Source organism: Sporolactobacillus sp. BBK16-2 (assembly GCF_059878335.1).
The window spans coordinates 2,989,080-3,012,957 of sequence record NZ_CM187611.1; the positions used below are offsets into that span (position 1 = coordinate 2,989,080).

Sequence of the window (23,878 nt, forward strand, 5' to 3'; positions counted from 1 at the left end):
TCTACCACACTAAAATTAATGATTAAAAGAATCCATGTATAAATAGTAAAAGGATCATCTGTCAGTTTCTTTTAATTTGTTTCCTTCTTTGTGAAATTAGTTAAATGTATCTTTGGAACGAATCTAGGTACCTTTTTCATATACTCGAGATATTCCTCACCAAACTCTTGAATCATGTTCTGTTCTTCTCTTTTTGCCAGTTTCCTGTACATAATCAGTAAAGTAGGCGCCATAATGAGTGTAATTAACGTTGGCCATTGAATCAGAAAACCGATAATTGCCACTCCGAAACCGGTGTATTGAGGATGGCGAATAAATCGGTAGATCCCATCCGTGACTAATTTTCCTTCCCCTGAATGTATTTTTCTCCAACCAATCCCGATAATAATCAATCCGCCAAAAATAAACACATTGCTTAAAGGGTGAAGAATATCAAATAAAATCGGAGATCCTCCTGCTACTGCCACCCATAGATGACCATTAATATGATTGAACGGATCAAGAACTGGATAATTCTTCCCAAGGATAGATGTCAGGATATAGATGGTCAGGGGATAACCAAACATTTCGCTGAACAAAGCGACCATAAACCCTGTAAATGCCCCCAAAGTTCTCCAGTCCCGTTTTGTCGTCGGTTTAAACACGGAGTAAGCAAACAGTCCGAAGAAAACGATGTTGAATAGGACAGCACCCCATAGACCGTACGCGTATTTTCCATCAGGCATGAGCAAATCTCCTCTTCATAAATAATCTATAAACCAGCTCATTGTTTCTTGTTTTATTTTTTTAGTTTTTCACAATAATCTTTCCTCTGAACATCCCCATCTGGCAGGTAAAGTCATAGGATCCTGTTTTCATGGGAGGGAGATCAACAATAACCTTTTCTCCAGCCGGCAGCGTCGCGCTTTTCTCAAATCCAGGAAAAATAACCATTCCGTCACAGGCTCCTGTCTCTATACGGGTAAACTCAAATCGAACCGGTTTCCCGCTCTGGACAACAATACGGGACGGATTATAGCCGTTTTTAACCAGGATCTTAGCCTCCTGAAAACCGGAAGCATTCGTTTCCGCAAGGCTTCCTCCTTTTTTCGGTCCCCAGAAGTACCAGGCGATCACACCAATTAATAACAGTCCAACAACTGTAACAAACCAATTCATTTGAATCATTCTCCCCTCTTTAATTAAATTTAAGTTTCAATTGTTTCAAACGGTTCGCGTTCAGGACAACAGTTAAAGAACTGAACGCCATGGCTGCTGCGGCAACCAGCGGCGATAACAGGATGCCCGTGAAGGGATAGAGCACACCCAAGGCAATGGGAATACCGATTGCATTGTAAATAAAGGCGCCGAATAAACCTTCGTAGATGTTTTTCATCGTGGCTCGGCTGACTCTAATAGCCCTAACAACCCCCTCCAGGCTCCCGGAAATGAGTGTGATATCACTTGCTTCAATGGCGACATCCGTTCCGGTTCCAATGGCAATACCGACATCGGCCTGTGTGAGTGCCGGTGCATCGTTAATGCCGTCGCCGACCATCGCCACTTTCTTCCCTTCTTCCTGAAGCCTGCGGACATTTTCCGCCTTATGCTGAGGAAGGACCTCCGCCAGGACCTGATCAATGCCCACCTGTTTGGCGATCGCGCGGGCCGTTCGCTCGTTGTCCCCGGTAATCATCACGACTTCCAGGCCCATTGATTTCAATTCATGAATAACGGAAAGCGAGTCCTTCTTGACGATATCGGCAACCGCAACGATGCCACCGGCTTCCCCATTGATCGCCAGGAACATCGGCGTCTTTCCCTGATCGGCCATCGAGGCAGCATAAGAGTTAAAGCCGTCCAGAGGAATCCCTTTTTCCTTCATCAGTTTTAAATTACCGAAATAGATCATTTTTCCATCGACCGTTCCTTCAACTCCATGTCCCGGAATCGCATTGAAGCCCTCACTCTTAACAGGCGTCAACCCTTTCTCCTTAGCCTTTTCCACAATAGCGGATGCCAGCGGATGTTCGGATCCCTGCTCAACCGAAGCGCTGATGAGAAGGAGTTCTTCCTCAGTAAATTTTCCAAGGGGAACGATATCCGTCAGTGAAGGCTTTCCTTCCGTTATCGTGCCGGTTTTATCCATGACGATCGTCCTTAGTTTCTGTGCGATTTGCAGCGCTTCTCCGGAGCGGATTAATATCCCGTTTTCCGCTCCTTTTCCAATACCGGTCGTCAGGGACATCGGTGTTGCCATTCCCAGCGCGCATGGGCAGGCAATAATTAAGGTCGTCACTGCAACAATCAACGCATATACCCATCCCGGCTGCGGCCCGAAATCATACCAGACGATATAGCCGAGTATGGCCGCAATAATGACACCCGGAGTGAAGATTGACGAAATCTGATCGACAACTTTCTGAACGGGAATACGCGATCCCTGGGCCTGCTTCACCATTTCCACAATATTGGCTAATGCCGAGTCCTTTTGTTCTTTGGTTACTTTGAATGTAAAACTTCCTGTTTTATTCAGCGTCCCTCCGAAAACTTCATCGCCTTCATTCTTTTCCACAGGTATAGATTCTCCGGTCAGCATCGACTCATCAATAGCTGAACTTCCTGAGACAACGGTTCCGTCTATGGCGACCTTTTCACCGGGACGGACAATAATTTGATCACCGATATTTATTTCCTCTAACGGTACCTTGACTTCTTTTCCATCCCTGACAACGTTGGCTGTCTGAGGCTGAAGGGCAACCAGTTTATTAATGGCTTCGGATGAACGTCCTTTAGCTTTTACTTCCAGCGCCGATCCAAGAACAACAAGCGCCGTGACAACTGTAGTGACATCATAGTAGACATCAGCCATTTCAGGTCTCGGAAAAATTTGCGGCCAGAACAGGGCGACCAGAGAATAGAGCCACGCCGCCGAAACACCGGTTGCGATCAGCGTGTTCATATTGGCGGAGCGCTGTTTCAAGCCTTCCCAGGTGCCAACGAAGAATTGACCACCGCTTCGGATCACGACGAACAAGGCGAGTATTCCCATGATTAACCTGGCCCACCACAGTTGCTGGCTTCCCATCGGAAGCAGCTCACGTAACCCAGGAAATAAATTAGGGTAAGAAACTAAAATAACAGGAACAGATACAGTAGCTGCCAGCCACCATTTCTTCATTAGCGACCGATATTCTAATTCCTCAGTTGATTCTCCTTGCTGACCTTGTTCTGGCTTGATGTGACCGGTCATCATCTCATGCTCATGATCGTGATGTTCATGCATGTGCTGTGTTTTTTCAGCTTCCATTTTCAATTCTCCCCTCCAAAGTATTTAATAAATGAAAATCTAATGCTCAGTTTGTTTTCTATACTGTTGTTTCTTAGTAAGAGATATCCCTTATGCTATACCATCATTCATGGTGTCTATTTTAAGTATTTTATATCCAATGGGACCTCCTCTTGCATAAAGTAATGTTAATTGATAATCATGTAGATTCTGAGTTGAAAACGTGTAGAAACTGTTAATATCTACAAAAAGGTTAAATTGAGCAATTGACATCTGCCCAATTTAACCTTTTTCATTTATAACCTCATCAAAAATATTGACTTTTCGTTGGGATCACTATGTTTCTCACGAAGCGTCCATCTTAATGTAATTTTCTTAAAGAACTTTTAAAATACATACTATTTTAATACATTTTCTCGCCTTAACGATTATTTCTGAGTTCGATATATTCTCCACGTTCATACAATGCCTTAATTTGTTCGGCTTCCAGTGTTTCAACTTTCAGCAAGGTTTGCGCGATCAGCTCCAGTTTATCACGGTGTTCCACCAGCAATTCCTTACAACGTGCATATTGTCTTTTAATGATTTGCTGCACCTCGGTGTCAATTTTGTAAGCAACCCGGTCACTAATATTTTGTTCATTTTGCATCATACCTAGAAAGGGCTGACTACCGTTATTTCCAAACTGCAAAGGACCGAGCTTCTCACTCATCCCCCACTCAGTCACCATGCGTCTTGCGATATTTGTAGCTCTCTGAAAATCATTGCTAGCGCCCGTAGATACTTCACCAAATGTGATCTCTTCAGCCACACGGCCACCAAGCAGGCCGGTGATCTGTTCCAGCAGTTCCGGTTTGGTCATTAAATGGCGATCTTCTTTAGGCAAAGAAATAGTGTACCCACCTGCCTGTCCACGTGGAATAATCGTCACTTTATGCACCTCATCGGCACCGTCTAGAGCTAGACCAATGATTGTATGCCCAGATTCATGATAGGCAACAATATTTTGTTCTTTTTTGGAAATGACACGTGATTTCTTTGCGACCCCTGCTATGACACGTTCAACTGCTTCATCAATATCCTCCATATCAATGACGATCTTGTTGACGCGTGCAGCAACCAGTGCTGCTTCATTTAACAAGTTCTCTAAATCTGCTCCGGAAAATCCTGGTGTCAACTTAGCTACCGTTTTCAAATCAATATCTTTCGATAGAGGTTTGTTTCGTGCATGAACTCGAAGTACAGCCTCACGTCCATTCAGATCTGGACGGCTAACTGGAATTTGGCGATCAAAACGGCCTGGTCTCATCAAAGCGGGATCCAGAATATCCGGCCTGTTTGTCGCTGCAATGATTATGATTCCTTCATCGGCCGCAAAGCCATCCATTTCAACGAGCAGCTGATTCAAAGTCTGTTCCCGTTCATCGTTTCCTCCGCCCAGACCAGCTCCTCGCTGGCGGCCGACGGCATCAATTTCGTCAATAAAGATAATACAAGGTGAATTTTTTTTTGCCTGTTCAAATAAATCACGAACCCTTGAAGCACCGACACCCACGAACATTTCAACAAAGTCAGAGCCGCTGATTGAAAAGAAGGGAACACCCGCTTCTCCGGCAACCGCACGCGCCAGCAATGTTTTCCCTGTTCCCGGAGGTCCTTCAAGTAAAACGCCTTTTGGTATTCTTGCACCCAAAGCAACAAATTTTCTCGGTTCTTTTAGAAAATCGACAATCTCAACTAATTCCTGCTTTTCTTCATCCGCACCCGCCACATCTTTAAACGTGACTTTATGATTATCCTCTTTATAAAGTTTAGCCTTACTTTTACCAACGCTCATCATTTGGCCGCCACCACGTGTACGATTCATGAGAAAGAAAACCAGCAAGAACATGAGAACAAATGGGATCAGTGAAGTAAGAAATACGACCCAACCAGGTGTACTTGCTTCTGGTTGAATAGTCAAATTGGATTGTTCAGCCAATGAAGTAATTTGATTGATTTCCTTTTCACTTGCCGGGACATAGGCTCTAAATGTCGTATTCTTTTTTCCATTATTCAAGCGGCCTGTTGCTGTATAGACACTCCCATCCGGCTGAAGCGTCAGTTCTCTGACATCCCCTTTGGCAAGATGTTGTTGAAAGGTACTGAAAGACATCGGTTCAACAATGTTGTTTGGACTGGTCAGCCATTTGGTCACGCCTGCAACAACCAGAACGATAAAGACATAAATGATCATATTTCTATAGACGCGTTTCATCCGTCTCCTCCACTCACGCATAAGGAACCCTGTATTTCAAAAGTGAAAGTCACTCTAATTTTCACCGTTCATCATTTAATTATCTGATGGAGATGTGAATTCTTTATGTAAAGCCACATCGGTGGCAGCTCTAAGTCACAGCGATAAGAGTATTCCCTTTACTCTTATCTGCAGAGTTCAGCTTAACAACACCTGATTAAAATTCAGTTCTAACGGTTCTTTTGTTAAAAAGATTCCGTTTAGATCCTCTCCGTGTTCTCATTGATTCATTTTCCTTTTCTAAAATGGGACAAACATATTCTTCTCTTATTTTTTGCTTTTGCCAAGCTAAAGTCCCCGGTTGTGCTTTTTCATCTTTTGATTTTGTCAATCTACATTTCACCTCTTTTTACATACTGGTTTTATTATCTGCACTGATTAATGAGATCCTTATTAAATAGAGACGAAAAACCCGATAGAGTTTTCGTCCCTATAAAGAAAAGTCGAATTGAAACTTTTTTCAAGTCAATGATGATGTCCATTACCTTTCTTCATCATAGCCGGCATCATGAACAGATGCATCAACGGGCAAATAAGTACAGCCGCGAGTATGAGCAAACTATTTGATCCTGAAAATCCGCCTGTGAAAAACAGACCAATGATCACAGCTATTGGAATAATGAGGCAGACTGCCATCATAAGGTTATGATTGTGTTGATGAGTTCCATGAGCACTATGATTTTCATTTCCCTGATTTTGATTTTCGTGACCCTGACTGTTATGATCATGATTCCCGCAACAATTCATCAAAAATCCCTCCTCAATCTCGTTATGCTTGTTTACTTTTCAGCTGCTGAAGTTCTTTCCGCAACTGATCATTCTGTTCTTTTAACGCGTCAAATTCATTCTGTTTCTCATGAATATGCTGATGTGTGCTGTGTTGATGGTTTTCAGACTGATGACCTTCATGATTGTGATTTCCGCAACAAGACATAAAAAATTCCTCCTCGTAAACTTTGATTATTAATCCTTGTTTTTAAGCTGTTGAAGCTGTTCCCGCAAAAGATTATTCTGTTCTTTCAGGTCGTTCAATTCATTCGAGCTTTTTTGATGTTCAGAATGATCCGTTTCTGAATGATTTCCCTTCATCATCATAAACATCATCGGGAGCATCATAAGGGGACAAGCGAGTAATAGTAGCCAAGACCAGTCCATTGATTTCTTCCTCCTCTCATTCTTCAATAATGATTATAGGAAAGAAATGTGTGGAATCTGTGTGGAAAACATGTAGAAGGCGAGTAATTGTTGAAAAAATAAAAAAAGATTTACATATTACTCTTTGTTCCTGTAATGGAACCATAAATACAGGCTGCCAAAGAGGATCACAGGGCAGGCGACCCACATGCAGACTTTGAAAAAAATCCTCCCAAATGCAAGAAAACTCTCATGACCAAAAGCATTGGCTGAGAAGAGAAGGCAGGTTAGTCCAACGATAATTAAAAAAAGTGAAAAGAACCAATCAATTTTCTTCATTATTTCATCCCGTCCCTTCTCTGCTTTTTTTCATGAGTAAAGATCAATGTGAAAGTAGTCCCGACGCCCATTTGGCTATCAACTCGAACCGTTCCGTCCTGCATTTCAACGTATTTTTTGACGATAGACAGGCCTAATCCAGTCCCCCCGTATTCACGCGCACGTGATTTCTCCACTCGATAAAATCGTTCAAAGATATAAGGCAACTCTTCTTTAGAAATACCAATGCCTGTGTCTGATACGGAAAGGACAGTTGCTTCTTTCTTCCCGGTCAGTCGTACAAGAACGCTGCCCTTCTCCGTATAACGGATGGCATTCTCAAGTAAATTTAACAGCACCTGTTCCATCCGTTTACGATCTCCTCGAATAAGAGGAACCTGATCTTGTAAATCCAGCTGTAAGCTTAGTCGTTTACTTTCTGCTTTAAGTTTAACTTTCTGAACAGCTGTTTTTATGGTTATCTTCAGATCCATCCATTCCATATTAAGTTTGATCTGTCCTTCCTCCATTTTCGAGAGGTCAAACAGGTCATTAATCAAATGTTCGAGACGAACGGATTCTTGATATATAATGGAAAGGTACTGTTTTTTTTCTTTATCAGAATCAACTAATCCATCTGTCAGAACTTTAGCATAACCCTGAAGATAAGTGACTGGGGTTCGAAGTTCATGTGAAATGTTTGAGAAAAACGCTCGCCGCGTATCTCGATATCTTTGCAAACTTGCAGCCAGATCATTAATGGAGTGCCCGAGCATACCGATTTCATCTCGACTCCCGACCTGAAGTCTTGTATCCCAGTTTCCTTTTGCCATTTTATCGGTCATTTGCTGCATTCGAAGCAGTGGACGAGAAAGCAGTTTACTCATGATAAGAATCATACCTAAAGCGAGAAAAAACGCGCCAAGTCCAGAAAGTACCAACAAATTTCGAAGTCTCTGCAAAGAATCGTCTATTTTTTTCATAGAAGAGACAATATAAATCGCAGACCCAGTCGTTTTCCCTATTTGTATGGGTTTACCTACAACATAAAACCGGTTTCCATGAACATCATGGTTTTGAAAAGCTACAGAATGACCGGATAGCAGGCGCCGGGTATCGCGTGACCGTATAAAAGACAGATTCGGCTGTTTCTCCCCTGGAAGCGTCAAAATCCTTCCTTCATCATTCAACCAGAAGACCTTTACATCTGAAAATTTAGCAAAAGCTCGAATCATTGATTGTGAAGAAGTATCATTGGATTCTGCCATGGTTGCAAAGTGTTCAGCAATTTCCTGTGTATTGTCCTTCATTTGAGCATCATAGAAATTTGTGAACAATCGATCAACAGCAAGACCGGAGGATACGAGAATCACAATCATCAGCACGATAACAGCCGCGCCCAATTTCAACCCGATTCGATTGATACTCATGATTTTCCGACCTCTGCCTCAAATTTATAACCGACTCCCCAGCTTGTCTGAATCGGGTTATAGACTAAACCGGATCTCTTTAATTTCTCTCTGATATTTTTAACGTGGATATCGACAACACGCGCATCCCCCTCGAAATCATAGCCCCATATTTGTTCGATCAACTGTTCACGGGACAGAACACGTCCTTTATTTTTGGCCAGCGTAGCAAAAAGGTCAAATTCTTTATGGGTTAAATCCACCGATTGATCATGAACAAAAACCTGGCGTCCATCTCTATCAATCGTTAGTGCGGGAAAATTCAGCACATCGTTATTTGTTTTTTCAGTAGAGGTCGAGGATGCGCGGCGAATCAGCGCATGAACGCGGGCAATTAATTCCTCTGGATCAAAGGGTTTTGTCAGATAATCATCAGCCCCGAGTTCCAGCCCCTGGACCTTTTCTTTTGTCTCACCTAGAGCCGTTAACATCAGAATAGGAACGGATTGTGTCTTCCGAATCGACTGGCACACCTCCCAACCATCCATATTGGGCATCATCACGTCAAGGATGACCAGATCAAAGGAGTGATTTTTAATTTTCAGCATCGCTTCATTGCCATCCGCTGCCTCAACGGTATCAAAACCTTCTTTAGATAAGTAGATGCGTAGCAAATTGCGCAACTTCCAGTCATCATCCACCATTAAGACTTGTAATTTCTTCATACTCATCACCTTCTCTCATCATACAGCAAATTTTCCAGATTACATATATTAACAAATTGAAATCATGCGTAGCATACATCCTAGTTTCTTTTTTAAATCCAGTGATACTTAAAAAAAAAAACTGGATCTCTTCCTATGGATTGTTTGATTAGAAAACGGACTTATTTTTCCACTTTTTTAATAACTTCCTATGACATACACTTAATAAAATCATGCCTATAACAATCCACATCAAAATAAATAAAGCGGCATGTAGAAAAAAGGCTTCCGGGAGGATCATGATCACAGGATCTGTAACCGGATCGAACAGCCAGTAATTATTTCTAAAAAAAATCTCGTGAAACAAAGTGAATGATGCATCAAAGTTCAAGGTGAAAGCAGTTAAAGTAACGATAATGAAGGAGAGAAGAATGAAAGACGCTTTTTTCAGAACGCTGATCGTTCCATACTTAATACCGCGATACAGGCCGGCCACACTGACCAAGCCTGTGACAATAAAGAGCAGCTCAATCGAAGTGAAGATCCTTTTGACATCCCCAAAATGAATTTGTCCGCGAACTGAGTAGGGCAGGGATGGAAGTTTAAAGGATTGAGGCCTTGGATCGACAAGATATTGAATCATGTAATTATAGTTTTCCACAATTCTAGCTGTGCTGATACCCGCGATCTTGTCAATACCAAGATACCAAATATCGAAATAGTACAGAGGTTTAAAGAGCAGAGCAAGCTCTATTGACAGGAAAATAATAAACAACGCAAGATTGATGGCAAGCAGGGACTGAAATACACTGGATTTTTTGAAATGCATCCGCACACACACCCATATGAAATATTTTGATCTGAACCACATAAGCCTGAAGAAGTGTAAAAATAGTGGATTCGTATTTCTGTCAGGAAAAGGACTAAGCCTCTCTTTTACGGCTTAGTCCTGAACAGAATTTCATAGACGACCATTAAATTGAAAGCGAACCGTAGTTTTGTAATCAATTTATTGACAATCGAATTTATCTGCTTCTTCTCATGATCCTTCCAAAACTTTTGAATTTGACTTTTGGTGGAGAATTATTTTTTGGGATTGAAATTCTTGAATTTTTAGGAAAAACTTTACTCGTTCCTTGACCCGTATCTGATTTCAAGATTTTCCCCGTATTTCTCTCAACCGAATTAATCGCCTGTCCTACATCTTTTGTAACGCTATTCCTTATTCTTGAGAATGTACTTGAAAACGAGTTCGAGTTATTCCCGGAGCTGCTACGCTTAATAATCGAACCGGTTGTCTGCTTCGTTATTGGAGGGATCGTTTTCTTTTCGCTGGCGGTAGGGGGCTGATACTTTACCATTGGCCGAATTGTATTACCATCCGTATAGCCACGATAATTACCTAGAGCGCCTTTTCCCAATTGATACAATCGATCCAAGAGAACGGCAGACAGATAGCCTTTCAAAAACGACGAACTGTAATTGTTGCGAACAAATTCTTTATTACTTACTTCAATCAGGGTATTATCGGGGTTCTTTTTGTCTCTTTGAAGATCATATAATTCATCAGAATAGACAAGGAACATTTGCTGGTTGTCGTTTCTTGAGATCTGATCCGGCTTCTTTTGGTCGCTTAGTTTCTTGGCTACTTCTGGAACCGACTGTTTGTCAGCCTGATAAATATAGGACTCCTGATTTCCGTTTTTGGATACGGAGGTCAGCGGATAGCCACCGGTAACGGCTAGCTGTCCGGAGCCGGATGCGGAGCATCCGGTTAAAAGGGAAGCCCCGAGTACAATAGCCAATACAATTTTTATGCTGTTTGACAATCGCTTAATCATATTTAACGCTTCCTTTTTTTCATGACTGAATGATCCTGACGTCCATTGGCAGGACATCCTCTCCCTCATACAACATCATCTGGCCAGCCTGCCATTCGATTCGCAGTAGTTTCCAGTTATCTGATTGAAAGTCCCAAAGATAACGTTCACTAGAGGATGCAAAAGGCGTATCACCTGAAGAATGGGCTGCGCCTACCGCTTGATCTTCCATATGATACAATGCCCCTTCCATTTCAATGGTCGTTGGAATCTCATTAATATCTTCCAGACGTCCATCAATCGCTTCATAAAGAGACAGCTCCAGTTTTTCCCTCTTAGCAACCCGTAAATATTTGATCGTACTCCCATCCTTTATCGTAAAAAAAGCTTCCTGGCGTTGCGGGAATAACACTCGACCCGCAACGGTATAACTATTAAGTGAAAGATCAACAATATCACCAATAGATAAAGTGTAAGGAGTTTTTTCTTCAATCGGTGGTTCTGGCTTCTTTACTAAATTGATGATTCGATGAAATAGGGACATTTTTTATCTCCTTTCAACTTGTAAAAATAAAACCGACAGCCGTCTTTTGTAATTTTCTCGGCGTGCCGGCTCATTGATTTGCCTATTGTTATCCCTTATTTTTTATGCTGTTCGATGAGCTGTGCCAGTTCATCTTCGACCTTCTTGTCCTTCCCCAAATTTTCAAACTCTTCATCGATGGATTTTTCTTTTTTATAGACTTCCCCGCTTGCTTCCGCCTCGGCTTCTAGCTGCAATGTTTTTTCTTCCATACGTTTCAGTCCGGCCATCGCTGTATTGGAATCAAAGCCAGACATGGTGTCATTAATCTTTTTCTGCGCCTCGGCGGCGTTAACACGTGCGACAAGAGTTTCCCGTTTATCCTTCAGCTCGGCAACCTGCTTTCGCATCTCGTCTAGTTTTTGACGAAGATTTTCTGCAGACACCTGATTTTGTTCGTAGCGTTCCTTGTACTCAGTCATTTTTCGTTCAGCGTTTTGCTTATCCTCGATAACTCTTCGTGCCAGATCCAAGTCTCCTGTTTCAACAGCTAGGTGTGACTGTTCTTCACGTTTAGCCACAAGAGCTTTTTGTTCCTCGTAAAGGGCCTTGAATTTTTTTTCAAGAGCAATTTGTGCAGCGACTCCCCGTTCAGCTTCTTGTAAGTCCTCCTGCATATCACGCAGGTACTGGTCGGTCATTTTAACTGGATCTTCTGCCTTTTCGATCACAGCATAAATATTTGAAACGGTAAGGTCACGCAGTCTTTTAAATAGTGACATTCAATGAAACCTCCTGATTGTTTTTCATGTCGATATCGGATCCCCTTAAAAGGGTGACCAACACTTTTTTTACCTTATTGACAAGTACATTCGTCATTTGTTGTTTTGTATCAACTACCCCTCCTTCTCTACTGCAATAAGATTACACGTTAAATGTGTAGAAACCATGTAAAAGTGATATTTCTCTAGAAGTTGATAAATTCAAATAAAGTTGTTTACTAGGAGAACTGTGAAGTAGCATTTTTCTGGTGTATAATTAGCCATTCAAGAAAACAGTTGTTTGCTAATGTTGACATACTCGTATTTAACCACGGGTTTCATGACAAAAAACCAGCTAATATCTTGTCAAGGTATTTCTATTAAAATATAAAAGATCGTGTGAAACTGAAAATGTGTACGCCAAATAACCCTCCATATATTGGAAATATTTGGTGGTATACTTGTTTTAGGTTATATCCTGGAAGGGCTCTTTACGTTTTAATAACGCGTAAATCCAATGAGGAATCTTATTTACACAGGCTATTAAGCGACTTTATAGGACTTTCCTTCTTCTCATTTTTTCTGATAAAAGGCACTCATCTTTTTATTAAAAGAGCGTCTTAATCCGATCTGGACGGCTAAGCACAAAGCACGGCGTAGGCGCTTAGAACCTCGTTTGGTGATTCTATTGTTGTTGGCTGTGAACTTACCAGACGAATAAACGCTAGGATCTACGCCGGCAAAGGCAACAAGTTTTTTCGCATGATTAAGCCGGCCAATCTCTCCGATTTCAGATAAAATCATGGCAGCGATTTTTAGGACCAATACCGGGGATCGACTGGATAATCCGATACTCTTCGCTTTCTTGAGCGAAGATTCTGGAGCCCATTATAGACCGTTACATAAAAAGCTGATTATTCCTTCTCAAGTCAGGAACAACCAGCTTCATATATTTTTTATTTATCTTATATTTTGTTGCAGATTACACGTTTTTAATTCTTAAGACACGCATAGCGTTAAGTACTGCTAATAGGGTTACGCCGACATCTGAAAATACGGCTTCCCACATGGTCGCAATCCCCACTGCACCAAGAATAAGGAAGATTCCCTTTACTCCCATGGCAAAGATAATATTTTGCCATACAATACGACGTGTACGTTTAGCTATATTGATTGCTGTTGCAATTTTAGAAGGTTCGTCTGTCATAATAACGACGTCTGCAGCTTCAATCGCTGCATCGGACCCTAATCCTCCCATTGCTATACCTACATCAGCTCTGGCTAATACAGGAGTATCGTTAATACCATCTCCGACAAAAACAAGCTTTTCCTTCGCTGTTTTTTGTTGATCGAGTTTTTCTATCTCATCAACTTTTTGGTCAGGTAATAGTTCTGCATGTATTTCATCCAGTCCAAGCTGACGACCAACTGCCTCGCCTACGGATTTGGCATCGCCAGTCAACATAACCGTTTTCTTAATCCCTAATGCCTTTAGCTTCTGAATCGCACTGGCTGAGTCTTCTTTAACTTCATCCGAGATAACGATGTATCCCCCATATTTTTTATCAATCGCAACATGTATGAGAGTACCGACAACGGATTTTTGTTCAAAGGCAATGTGCTCTCTGTTCATGAGTTTGGCATTACCGGCTAAAATTTCTTTCCCATCGACGGTCACTTGAATACCATGGCCCGATATTTCATTGTAGTCTTGAATGCGACTTTCATTGATTTCTTTTCCATACGCTTTTTGAATCGACAGGGCGATCGGATGACTAGAGTGGATTTCTGCGAAAGCTGCATACTCTAATAATTTCTCTGCCGTAAGACCGTTCTCCGGTTGAATGTTTGTAACGTCAAAGACACCCTTAGTCAATGTTCCGGTCTTATCGAAAACGACATATTTGACATCGTTCAATGCTTCAAGATAATTGCTCCCTTTTACGAGAACACCACTTTTAGATGCTCCCCCGATACCCCCAAAGAAGCCCAAAGGTATGGAAACAACCAGGGCACATGGACAAGAGATCACTAAGAAGACAAGGGCACGATAAATCCACTCAGAGAAGGTTGCCCCTTGTATCACCAAAGGTGGAATAAAAGCTAAAGCCGCAGCCGCAATTACGACGACAGGCGTGTAATAACGAGCGAATTTCGTAATAAAGTTTTCTGTGGGTGCTTTTTTGCTGCTGGCATTTTGGACTAAGTCCAAAATTTTTGCAACGGTCGATTCACCATAAACTTTGGTTACTTCTACCGTTAAGAGACCATTTTTATTAATAAATCCACCGAGCACGTCGTTGCCTACTTCAATTTCTCTTGGAACAGATTCCCCGGTCAGAGCTGATGTATCAACCATCGAACGACCATCTATAACTTTTCCATCAAGAGGCACTTTTTCACCAGGCTTAATCATAATGACATCGCCAACGCTGATGTCCTCAGGTGCAACTTTTTTGATGTCATTATTCACTTTTAGATTAGCGTAATCCGGACGAATGTCCATTAGTGCACTGATCGACTTGCGTGAGCGATTGACAGCAATGCCCTGAAACAGTTCTCCGATTTGATAAAAGAGCATAACAGCCACACCTTCAGGAAACTGTCCAACAGCAAAAGCCCCTAGAGTCGCTATCGTCATTAAGAAATTTTCATCAAATACTTGTCCTCTGAGGATGTTTCTAAAAGCCCGATAAACGATATCGCCACCGATGATGGCATAGGCGATCACAAACAGCGAAACATCCAAAATGAAAGGAATGGGTGAGAGAGCTGCAATAGCTGTCAACGCCCCACTCACCGCTAAACGAATAATCAGTTGTTGTGTATTACTGCTCTCATGATCATGACTGTGTTCATCACTCTTACCCTTAGATCCCAAGGTAACTTTGACCTCAGGTTCAACGCGTGTTACAGTTTGCTTAATGTCATCGATCAACTTATCTGTTTTTACCGCACCTGTAGGTTCGACAAACAATTTTTGTGTTGCAAAATCAACAGTTGAAGTTTTTATTCCATTAATTTTCCCCACTGCTCTTTCAATCTTTTTAGCACAACTCGCACAATCGATGCCTTCCAAATATATTGGAGCCATTACTACCTTCTTTTCGATCCTTTTTTCAGTATCTGTAGCATTTTTATTTATTTTTGCTTCTGGTGTACTCAATTGAATTCCTCCCTTCTCCACATTATTTATTCTTTGATATGATCATAAGCCTGAACTAAAATCTGCATCACATGCTGATCTGCCAGTGAGTAGTAAACGACTTTTCCTTCTTTCCGGTTCTTGACCAATTTCGCTTGCTTAAGGATGCGTAATTGGTGAGAAATGGCAGACTGTGTCATATCCAGCAAATATGCCATATCGCAAACACACATTTCAGATTGATACAGTGCACGCAGCAGACGAATTCTCGTACGATCACCAAATATTTTAAACAGATCAGCCACATTTTCTAAGTCTTCATCGTTTGACATAGCTTTGCTTACTTTTTGAACGACGTCTTTATGAATAATGGTCTGTTCACAAATTTCCACATCAATGTTTGAACCCATTTTTGTTCTTACCACGAGAACACCACCTTTTTAATGAAATATATGAGCAACTATTCAAATGAAAGGTACAAAATTATCATATTCTCTTTTCATATAAAGTGTTAACCAATTTTTGTTCCACATTCCTGACAAAATTTTGCACCGTTTTCAATAGGCGACTTACAACTCGGACAAACCGCTATTGATTGTAGGTTATTTCCACATTCATAACAAAACTTGGCGGTAGCACTGTTAGAAGCACCGCATTTTTGACAGACAATTACACGGGAATCATTGTGAAAAACGTTGGGTCTGTCGTTTTGGTAGGGTGGATAATCACTATAATGGTCGTTGCGACGATGGTCATGCTCTTCATCATGATGATTATCACCACGATAACCATATCTACGGCGATCGTGGTGTTTTCCATGATGATCGTCGTCGCGATCTCCAAATAAACGCTCAAAAAAATCTGACATTTTTATGCCCCCTCGTTTATTCAACTTTGTAATCACTTGCGTTAATTATCTTTAATGATCATACACATGAACGTATGATCATATGTTCAATTAAATTATATCTCATACAATTGATTTGTCAATTTCAATTGTATTTTTTCTTGTCAGACTAGCTTTCCATAAAAGGAAATGATCATTTTACAGATTTATTAAAGCTTAAGAATGTGCCAGAACGGTCGCTATTGTTAGCGTTGGGCAACACTTTTTCATGTCAATTAATTTTGTATCATCATCAAAAATGGTTGCTGTAGACACACATGGGTTTGGGTTGTTAAGATGAACGGAATGGTTGGAAAGAAGGCGCTAACATGATACAAGAAAAATACATGAACTTAAAGCGTGGAGAACGAGGAGCAATCATCAGCATTGTTGCGTATCTCTGCTTATCAAGTTTAAAACTCTTTATCAGTTTTTCGACTGGATCACAAGCACTTAGAGCTGATGGGTTAAATAATTCAACTGACATTATTGCCTCCCTTGCTGTACTCATTGGATTGAGACTATCTCAGCGTCCAGCTGACAGCGATCATCTCTACGGTCATTGGAAAAGCGAAACCATAGCATCCATGGTCGCTTCCTTTATCATGATGGCTGTAGGATTACAAGTGTTGCTCGACGGTATTTTATCCATGTTCCAAAGGAATGAAGAAGCACCTGATATTATTGCTGCTTGGACAGGGCTGTTTTGTGCGGCTGTAATGTTTTTTGTTTATCGATATAACAAAAATCTGGCGACAAAAACAAATAGTCTATCGGTTATGGCTGCAGCAACGGATAATCTCTCAGACGCTTGGGTCAGCATCGGAACATCCGTTGGAATATTTGGTTCCCAGTTTAATCTTCCTTGGCTTGACATACTGACCGCTATTTCCGTAGGAATCCTTATTTGTAAGACAGCCTGGGATATTTTTAGAGAATCCTCCTATAACCTGTCTGATGGATTCGATGAAAAAAAGATTAACGCTTATCAAAAATCAATTTTGTCCGTTAATGGAGTTGAAGAAATTAGGAATATAAAAGCAAGAAATTACGGTAATAATGCAGTTGTTGATCTTGTCATTATCGTTGATCATAATTCTGCACTAACAGATGCTCATGAAATCTCAACCCAAGTTGAGCAGGTATTGATCAAAAAATATGGGATTTATGAGGTTAATGTCCACGTCGAACCTAAACCGATTGTAACTGGATAATTTTGAATAGGCTTCCTTATATAATTAGTCGTTTGAAAGAAGCATATACCTTTGAACCGGTTATATGGTTACTGCAGGTCGAGTCCCCAGGTTTATGTCGCAAGACAATTTAATAATGAGACAATGAAGTACGTTCCTAGGAGTCTGTCCGACGAAAAATATTAGTCATTAGAACACGAACGTAATTTATGCGTTTTTGATCTTTGTTCGGGGATTACTTTGTTAAGCATTAAAAAGTAAACTAACAATCATTTTTTAATGCCTATTTCTGAAGGCTTTTGTTTCGTCGGACAGACTCCTAGACTTCATTCGTCTCAACATATACAATAAAAAGCAAGGGTAAGAAGGTGTTCATTTGGAGAATGAGCTTAGATATCATCTAATCACAGGAAAAGATGATGCAAATTTTTGTAAGAGAATTTCTAAATTGCTTGATGAAGGTTATAAATTGTATGGATCTCCATCAAGCACATTTGATGGAGAAGACGTAATTGTAGCCCAAGCTGTTATCTCACAGAAGCAAGTAATCTCTCAAACTGACGTTCCAATATGATCCACATTAACTAAATCACCATTTTCATCGTTAAGCGATCATTACACTGCATGAATCAAAAAAAGTAATCCACACGTTTGTGCTCCTGTCGTGGATTGCTTTTTTCAACAGTTCTTAGCTCAGCAAGATATATTATGCTCTTATATCAATGTAAAAAGGATATTATGTTAGACATCCTTTACTGATGCGGGTTCTCAGACGCCTTGTTATAACTTTCCAGGGAATGCAGAATCAAAGCTACCCGCTTTTTTACTTTAATTCATTGTCTTGTTTCTTTTATGGTATTAAAAAAGTGCCTCTAACCCATTTCGGGCGAGGCACTTCTTAACAATTAATTCTGTCCGACAACATCGTATCCTTGTTCTTCAACTGCTTCCTTCATCTTACTGAACTGAATCCTTGCATCATCATATTCAACTGACGCTTTACCTTTTTCAAGATCCACAGAAACGTCAGATACACCATCTAATCCCTTTAAAGCATTTGTAACCGAGGCTTTACAATGTCCGCAATGCATACCTTTTACATCAAGTGTGGTCTTTGCCATCGTTTCAATCTCCTTTTTTACACTGAAAATTTTTTATTTAAAGATGAATGGACAGATTTAAACGTCAGTGCTGTCCAACAACATCGTATCCTTGTTCTTCGACAGCTTCTTTCATTTTGTCGTATTGTACTTTCGTTTCATCATAGTCGACAGCAGCTTCACCAGTTTTAAGATCAACAGAGACAGCAGATACCCCATCAAGACCCTTCAGTGTTTGAGTCACCAGATTCTTGCAGTGGTCTCCCATCATACCCTTAACATCAAGCTTCGTTTTTGCCATAAGCCATCAATCTCCTTTTCATCTTTTTTGATGCTCTACAGCTTCTCAGTCAAAAAGCCTCTCAATTTCAGACTTTGACCCGTTTCAGACGTAAACTGTTCGTCACGACGGATACGGAACTAAAGGCCATGGCAGCACCGGCTACCCACGGTGCAAGTAAGCCAAGTGCGGCGACCGGAATGCCGACCGTATTATAGAACAGAGCCCAAAACAAGTTCTGACGAATGTTCCGCATCGTTTTCCGGCTCAAATCAATCGCTTTTGGAATATGAAGCAGATCACCACCGACCAATGTGATATCAGCTGCCTCAATTGCCACGTCTGTTCCAGTGCCAATTGCCATGCCGATATCTGCTGTAGCCAATGCCGGAGCGTCATTTATTCCATCACCAACCATGGCTACCTTCAGTCCCTTTTCTTGAAGAATTTTCACTTTAGCTGCTTTTTCCTCGGGAAGAACCTCGGAAAACACATGGTCAATGCCTGCCTGTCTGGCAATCGCCTGAGCCGTCCGCTCATTATCGCCCGTAATCATATACACCGAAAGACCACGTGTCTTTAATTCTTCAATGGCTTGCTTCGAAGATGTCTTGATCGTGTCTGCAACGGCAATAATACCCTGAAGCTTGCCATCGTAGGCAACAAACATTGCCGTTTTTCCTTCAGATTCAAGCTTCTTCATCCGTTCCTCAGTCTCAGAATAAGAAATGCCTTCCTCTTTCATCAGCCGCCGTGTGCCGATTGCTATTTCCTTCCCGGAAACAGTTGCTTTAATACCATAACCGGCAAGAGCTTCGAACTGATCCGGTGATGGGAGATCCGGGCTGCTTTGCTTTCCATTGGTAACAATCGCCTGCGCCAGCGGATGTTCACTGGCTGATTCTGCTGAAGCAGCAAGTGTTAAGAGTTCTTCTTTTGCTGCGCCATTCAGTGCAAAAATGTCAGTAACTTCCGGTTTACCATTAGTAATTGTCCCCGTCTTATCGAACAGAATGGCCTGCAGACTTTGGGTTGTTTCGAGATATTCACCTCCTTTAAAAAGAATGCCGTTCTCAGCCCCCTTGCCGGTTCCAACCATGATGGATGTCGGCGTTGCCAAGCCTAAAGCGCAAGGGCAGGCAATCACAAGGACACTAATAGCCGCAATCAGTGCTGGGGCAAACTGACCGGGAGTGACAAACAGAATCCAGACAAGAAATGCCAGCACCGAAATACCGATGACAATCGGGACAAAGATACCCGAGATACTGTCAGCGAGCCGCTGGATCGGTGCTTTTGATCCCTGGGCTTCCTCAACAATCTTGACAATCCCGGCAAGTGCCGTATCTTTCCCTACTTTTTCAGCCTTCATGGTCAGCGTTCCATTTGCATTCACCGTTGCCCCGATGACTTTGTCATCTTTTCCTTTTTCGACAGGGATGGATTCACCAGTAATCATTGATTCGTCAACAGAAGAACGGCCGTTGACAACGATACCATCTACAGGTATTTTTTCTCCAGGTTTGACACGTAACAAATCACCAACAGCAACCTGATCGATCGGTACTTTTCGTTCCTTCCCGTCCTCAATGATTGTCGCCTCTTTGGCCTGCAGTCCCATCAGTTCAGTAATCGCCGCAGTCGTCCGCCTTTTTGCACGTGATTCAAAATATTTACCCAACAGGACAAGCGTAATTAAAATCGCACTCGTTTCAAAATACAGCTCAGGATTGGTGAGTCCGCCGAACTGATAACGGAGTGTCTCGAACGCGCTATAAAAGTAAGCAGCACTCGTACCCAGTGCAACCAGAACATCCATATTGGCACTCTTATTTAATAGAGCCTTTGTACCACTGATATAAAACTGGCCGCCAATGTAGAACTGCACAATACCAGCCAAGATGAGCTGGAACCATGGATTCATCAGCAACTGAGGGATCGGTAGGGCTGTGTTAAAGGGCAAGTGTGCAATCATGGTGTAAAGCAACGGCAGCGAAAGAACAGCGGACAAGACCAGTTTCTGCAGCTTTCTTTTAAGTTCCTTATCTTTTTCGTCCGTCGCCTGTTCTTGTTTCGGGACAGCCTTGTAACCGAGTTTCTTGACTTGATCATAAATCGCAGTAGGTTCGGTGATCCCGGGCTGAAAGATCACAGTTCCAGACTCAGTCGCTAGATTAACCTGGGCTGATACTACACCTGCCATACGGCTCAATCCCTTTTCAATACGCGCGGCACAAGAGGCACAGGTCATACCAAGAATATCCGTATCCAACCTTTGCGTTCGCACGCCGTAACCCAGCTTTTCAATCTTTTGTACAATGTCCGTGGGTTTTGCTTTTTCCTCATGGATGGTCACCTTCGCTTTTTCCAATGCGAGGTTGACATTCGCTTCGACGCCATCCATCTTATTGAGCGATTTTTCAATCCTTGTCGAGCAGGAAGCACAGGTCATCCCTGTAATCCCAATCTGCATTGCCTTTGAACTCATCCATTTCATCCCCTTATATCCGTTCATCCAGAAGTCAATGTGAACCCCCAGAATAAATGATTTGTATTTATTCCAACTAAAGATTCAGGTTAGCAGCTCCTGCCATCTTCTTTCAGCTTTATTATACCCATGGGGGGTATACGTGTCAAATGATAAATTGAGCGATCTGTTATACCTAGTCGTGGGGCTTTTCGTAATTAAATGAAGGCACTGCTTATCCCTTGGTCTCATTTATTCTAATAAACAGATGTGTAGTTTTTGTTAGGATATGAAAAATATCATATCTTTTTTGAAATCATTTGCGAACAAGCACGAATAGAAATGGAAAATCAGAGAAACATCAGGTTTCCTTATTCCCTCAGTTCTAAGGAATGATACGATCTCTGCCTTTTATATTTAACATTTAATAGCTATAGATTTCTTGATCATTACGATCTCTAGATACATTGATTTAAACTTTATTTTTATTGAGTATTTATAAATCTTCACAGTTTCTCCACATTTGTTCGATACACTTGTGGAAACGAGATAAGGAGAGTGTACCCATGAAAAAGTTTCTTTTCGTCGCACTGGCAATTTTCACACTACTCATCATTACTGCGTGCTCTGCGACTACAGAAAATAGCAACAAAACAGCCAACAAGCAGGCTGCGAGCAGCGAATCAGCTGCTTCAGAATCACCCAAAATATTGAGAGGGCCAAATATTACGCTTGTTGCCGAAAAAGGGACACAAAAATTGAGCAACGGCGTTACTGTCCCAGTTTGGACGTTTAACGGATCAGCACCCGGACCGGAAATTCATGTACAAAAAGGCCAGAAAGTGCGTGTCACCTTAAAGAATGAGCTTTCTGCACCCGTTTCGATTCACTGGCACGGTTATCCAGTTCCTAATAAAATGGATGGTATCCCAGGTGTCACACAAAACGCGGTAGCCCCAGGAAAGAGCTTCACTTATGAGTTCGTTGCTGACAAAGCAGGCACTTATTGGTATCACTCTCACCAGGATTCAGTGAATCAGGTGGACCGAGGGTTATATGGAGCCTTCATTGTTGAAGATCCTAAAGAAAAATATGATAAGGATTACACCCTAATGCTGGACGAATGGATGACCGATAAAAATCAGATCAACAGTCAGATTAAAGCGATGACACCTGCGGGTCAAAGCAATAAAAACAACGGAGATTCCGGAATGGGCAGCATGCCCGGCATGGATATGGGCGGTTCAGATCAAGGCAGCTCAAATAGTGGTGGCAGTAGTGGAATGAATATGGATAATATGGACAACAGCAGTTCAGATAGCGGAAACAGCAACGGCATGAATATGCCCGGGAATATGATGGCCGATAATATGAGCATGTACGACTTGTACACGATTAATGGAAAAAGCGGCAGTCTGGTTAAACCTCTGACGGTCAAGAAAGGGGATAATGTTCGGCTGCGTTTCATTAATGCCGGCTACCTCCCGCATAACATTCATATCCATGGTCACAACATTAAAGTAATTGCAACTGATGGTCAACCTATAAACAATCCGCTGGCCGTTAAAAACCAGGTCATTTCCATCGCACCAGGTGAACGATATGATGTAGCCTTTACTGCGGACAATCCGGGAAAATGGTATATCGAAGATCATGGAACAGCAAAGGGTACGAACGGGATGAAGGCCTTAATTGACTATGAAGGTAGCAAGGCTACAACCGATCAACCTAATGCAAGCACACAATTGCCGGCTATAAACTTTGCTGACTACGGGTCTAAAACAAAACCTGAGTTTACGCTGAATCAAAAATACGACGTCACCTATACCATGAACCTTAATGCAGGTATGAACAATAATGGGATGATCTATACGATCAATGGGAAAACCTTCCCAAATACAGATCCGATTAAGGTTAAAACGGGTGATCGCGTGAAGGTCAAGCTGGTCAATCGTGATCATATGAATAACCATCCAATGCATCTCCATGGCCACTTTTTCCAGGTTTTGAGCAAAAATGGCAAACCGGTCAGCGGTTCCCCCATTTACAAAGATACGTTGAATGTAAAACCGGGTGAAACTTATGAGGTTGCCTTCCTGGCCGATAATCCGGGTAACTGGCTGTTTCACTGCCACGATCTGCATCACGCGAACGCAGGGATGATAACCGAGGTCCAGTATACAGATTTCCATTCAAGTTATGTTCCAAGTTCTTCGAGTAACAATAAACCAGAGTAAGTATTCTTAAAATAGAGGCTAAACGATCATGTTACAATAGTCTCAGAGGTGGTGGTAGATATGATGGGATGGAATGGTGGTATGATGAATGGTTTTGGTTTAGGTATGGGTTTTATCGGATGGCTTGTGCAACTATCACTGTTTATTGCCGTGATCTATCTAGCAGTTACCCTAATTAAAAAATTGAATCACCATTCAGACACCAATAAACAAGGGTACGTGATTTTAAAAGAACGATTTGCCCAAGGTGAAATCACAGAGGATGAATACAAAAAAATGAAAAAGATTTTGGATGACTGAACATGTGATAGGTCTTAAATAAGTGTAAGGGGGAAAG

Annotated in this window: 24 protein-coding genes and 1 pseudogene; 4 read left to right on the plus strand and 21 right to left on the minus strand. The window is 41.7% G+C overall.

The genetic code is table 11. From position 1 onward, the window contains the following. Positions 1–71: 71 nt before the first annotated feature. The 18 genes and pseudogenes from AC6F33_RS14820 to AC6F33_RS14905 form a co-directional block, all read right to left on the minus strand. Positions 72–725, minus strand: a complete 654-nt coding sequence (locus AC6F33_RS14820; RefSeq protein ID WP_010027497.1) for a methyltransferase family protein — start codon at positions 723–725, stop codon at positions 72–74. A 61-nt stretch (positions 726–786) separates the two neighbouring features. Next, positions 787–1,158 (minus strand): cupredoxin domain-containing protein, encoded by a 372-nt coding sequence (locus tag AC6F33_RS14825; protein WP_010026851.1) that lies wholly within the window; start codon positions 1,156–1,158, stop codon positions 787–789. A gap of 19 nt (positions 1,159–1,177) precedes the next feature. Further along, positions 1,178–3,289: a copper-translocating P-type ATPase gene (locus AC6F33_RS14830; RefSeq protein ID WP_500777371.1), complete on the minus strand. Its 2,112-nt coding sequence runs from the start codon at positions 3,287–3,289 to the stop codon at positions 1,178–1,180. A gap of 400 nt (positions 3,290–3,689) precedes the next feature. Further along, entirely contained in the window at positions 3,690–5,525 is a 1,836-nt protein-coding gene (gene ftsH, locus AC6F33_RS14835) for an ATP-dependent zinc metalloprotease FtsH (protein ID WP_500777372.1), read from the minus strand. A 196-nt stretch (positions 5,526–5,721) separates the two neighbouring features. Next, on the minus strand, positions 5,722–5,895 hold the full coding sequence (locus AC6F33_RS14840) for a hypothetical protein (protein WP_155217843.1): 174 nt from the start codon (positions 5,893–5,895) through the stop codon (positions 5,722–5,724). 134 nt (positions 5,896–6,029) lie between these two features. Next, positions 6,030–6,311 (minus strand): DUF2933 domain-containing protein, encoded by a 282-nt coding sequence (locus AC6F33_RS14845; RefSeq protein ID WP_010025840.1) that lies wholly within the window; start codon positions 6,309–6,311, stop codon positions 6,030–6,032. 22 nt (positions 6,312–6,333) lie between these two features. After that, positions 6,334–6,498, minus strand: a complete 165-nt coding sequence (locus tag AC6F33_RS14850) for a hypothetical protein (RefSeq protein WP_176557813.1) — start codon at positions 6,496–6,498, stop codon at positions 6,334–6,336. A 29-nt stretch (positions 6,499–6,527) separates the two neighbouring features. After that, entirely contained in the window at positions 6,528–6,719 is a 192-nt protein-coding gene (locus AC6F33_RS14855) for a hypothetical protein (RefSeq protein WP_010025838.1), read from the minus strand. Positions 6,720–7,036: 317 nt separating this feature from the next. Next, a complete protein-coding gene (locus AC6F33_RS14860) occupies positions 7,037–8,446 on the minus strand; it encodes a sensor histidine kinase (RefSeq protein ID WP_139692318.1) in 1,410 nt (469 codons plus the stop codon). Continuing rightward, positions 8,443–9,150 carry a response regulator transcription factor gene (locus AC6F33_RS14865; protein WP_010025834.1) on the minus strand — a complete coding sequence of 236 codons (708 nt, stop codon included), beginning with the start codon at positions 9,148–9,150 and terminating at the stop codon, positions 8,443–8,445. The genes AC6F33_RS14860 and AC6F33_RS14865 overlap by 4 nt, the downstream gene beginning before the upstream one ends. 148 nt (positions 9,151–9,298) lie before the next feature. Then, complete coding sequence (locus AC6F33_RS14870; protein ID WP_500777373.1) at positions 9,299–9,958, minus strand: TIGR01906 family membrane protein; 660 nt, start codon at positions 9,956–9,958, stop codon at positions 9,299–9,301. A 196-nt stretch (positions 9,959–10,154) separates the two neighbouring features. After that, entirely contained in the window at positions 10,155–11,027 is an 873-nt protein-coding gene (locus AC6F33_RS14875; RefSeq protein WP_255748379.1) for a DUF4247 domain-containing protein, read from the minus strand. Further along, complete coding sequence (locus tag AC6F33_RS14880; protein WP_010025831.1) at positions 10,990–11,493, minus strand: DUF4178 domain-containing protein; 504 nt, start codon at positions 11,491–11,493, stop codon at positions 10,990–10,992. The genes AC6F33_RS14875 and AC6F33_RS14880 overlap by 38 nt, the downstream gene beginning before the upstream one ends. 95 nt (positions 11,494–11,588) lie before the next feature. Continuing rightward, positions 11,589–12,254: a PspA/IM30 family protein gene (locus AC6F33_RS14885; RefSeq protein ID WP_010025830.1), complete on the minus strand. Its 666-nt coding sequence runs from the start codon at positions 12,252–12,254 to the stop codon at positions 11,589–11,591. Positions 12,255–12,699: 445 nt separating this feature from the next. After that, positions 12,700–13,104, minus strand: a pseudogene (locus AC6F33_RS14890) (transposase); the annotation flags it as partial. A 111-nt stretch (positions 13,105–13,215) separates the two neighbouring features. Further along, entirely contained in the window at positions 13,216–15,345 is a 2,130-nt protein-coding gene (locus AC6F33_RS14895; RefSeq protein ID WP_370646049.1) for a heavy metal translocating P-type ATPase, read from the minus strand. A gap of 80 nt (positions 15,346–15,425) precedes the next feature. Then, positions 15,426–15,788 carry an ArsR/SmtB family transcription factor gene (locus AC6F33_RS14900; RefSeq protein WP_029548228.1) on the minus strand — a complete coding sequence of 121 codons (363 nt, stop codon included), beginning with the start codon at positions 15,786–15,788 and terminating at the stop codon, positions 15,426–15,428. A 101-nt stretch (positions 15,789–15,889) separates the two neighbouring features. Continuing rightward, positions 15,890–16,246 (minus strand): zinc ribbon domain-containing protein, encoded by a 357-nt coding sequence (locus tag AC6F33_RS14905; RefSeq protein ID WP_010025826.1) that lies wholly within the window; start codon positions 16,244–16,246, stop codon positions 15,890–15,892. Between the two features lie 347 nt (positions 16,247–16,593). Between AC6F33_RS14905 and AC6F33_RS14910 the strand changes: the two genes are divergently transcribed. Further along, on the plus strand, positions 16,594–17,478 hold the full coding sequence (locus AC6F33_RS14910; RefSeq protein ID WP_010025825.1) for a cation diffusion facilitator family transporter: 885 nt from the start codon (positions 16,594–16,596) through the stop codon (positions 17,476–17,478). A gap of 355 nt (positions 17,479–17,833) precedes the next feature. Continuing rightward, positions 17,834–18,031 carry a DUF1737 domain-containing protein gene (locus tag AC6F33_RS14915; protein WP_010025824.1) on the plus strand — a complete coding sequence of 66 codons (198 nt, stop codon included), beginning with the start codon at positions 17,834–17,836 and terminating at the stop codon, positions 18,029–18,031. A gap of 331 nt (positions 18,032–18,362) precedes the next feature. Here AC6F33_RS14915 and copZ read toward each other — a convergent pair whose 3' ends face one another. The 3 genes from copZ to AC6F33_RS14930 form a co-directional block, all read right to left on the minus strand. Further along, complete coding sequence (gene copZ, locus AC6F33_RS14920; protein WP_100489390.1) at positions 18,363–18,578, minus strand: copper chaperone CopZ; 216 nt, start codon at positions 18,576–18,578, stop codon at positions 18,363–18,365. Positions 18,579–18,642: 64 nt separating this feature from the next. Next, on the minus strand, positions 18,643–18,858 hold the full coding sequence (locus AC6F33_RS14925) for a cation transporter (protein ID WP_100489391.1): 216 nt from the start codon (positions 18,856–18,858) through the stop codon (positions 18,643–18,645). Positions 18,859–18,925: 67 nt separating this feature from the next. Next, a complete protein-coding gene (locus AC6F33_RS14930; protein ID WP_500777374.1) occupies positions 18,926–21,325 on the minus strand; it encodes a heavy metal translocating P-type ATPase in 2,400 nt (799 codons plus the stop codon). Between the two features lie 545 nt (positions 21,326–21,870). Between AC6F33_RS14930 and AC6F33_RS14935 the strand changes: the two genes are divergently transcribed. Then, positions 21,871–23,541 (plus strand): multicopper oxidase family protein, encoded by a 1,671-nt coding sequence (locus AC6F33_RS14935; protein WP_155217833.1) that lies wholly within the window; start codon positions 21,871–21,873, stop codon positions 23,539–23,541. 60 nt (positions 23,542–23,601) lie between these two features. Further along, entirely contained in the window at positions 23,602–23,841 is a 240-nt protein-coding gene (locus AC6F33_RS14940; RefSeq protein WP_500777375.1) for an SHOCT domain-containing protein, read from the plus strand. Positions 23,842–23,878: the final 37 nt, after the last annotated feature.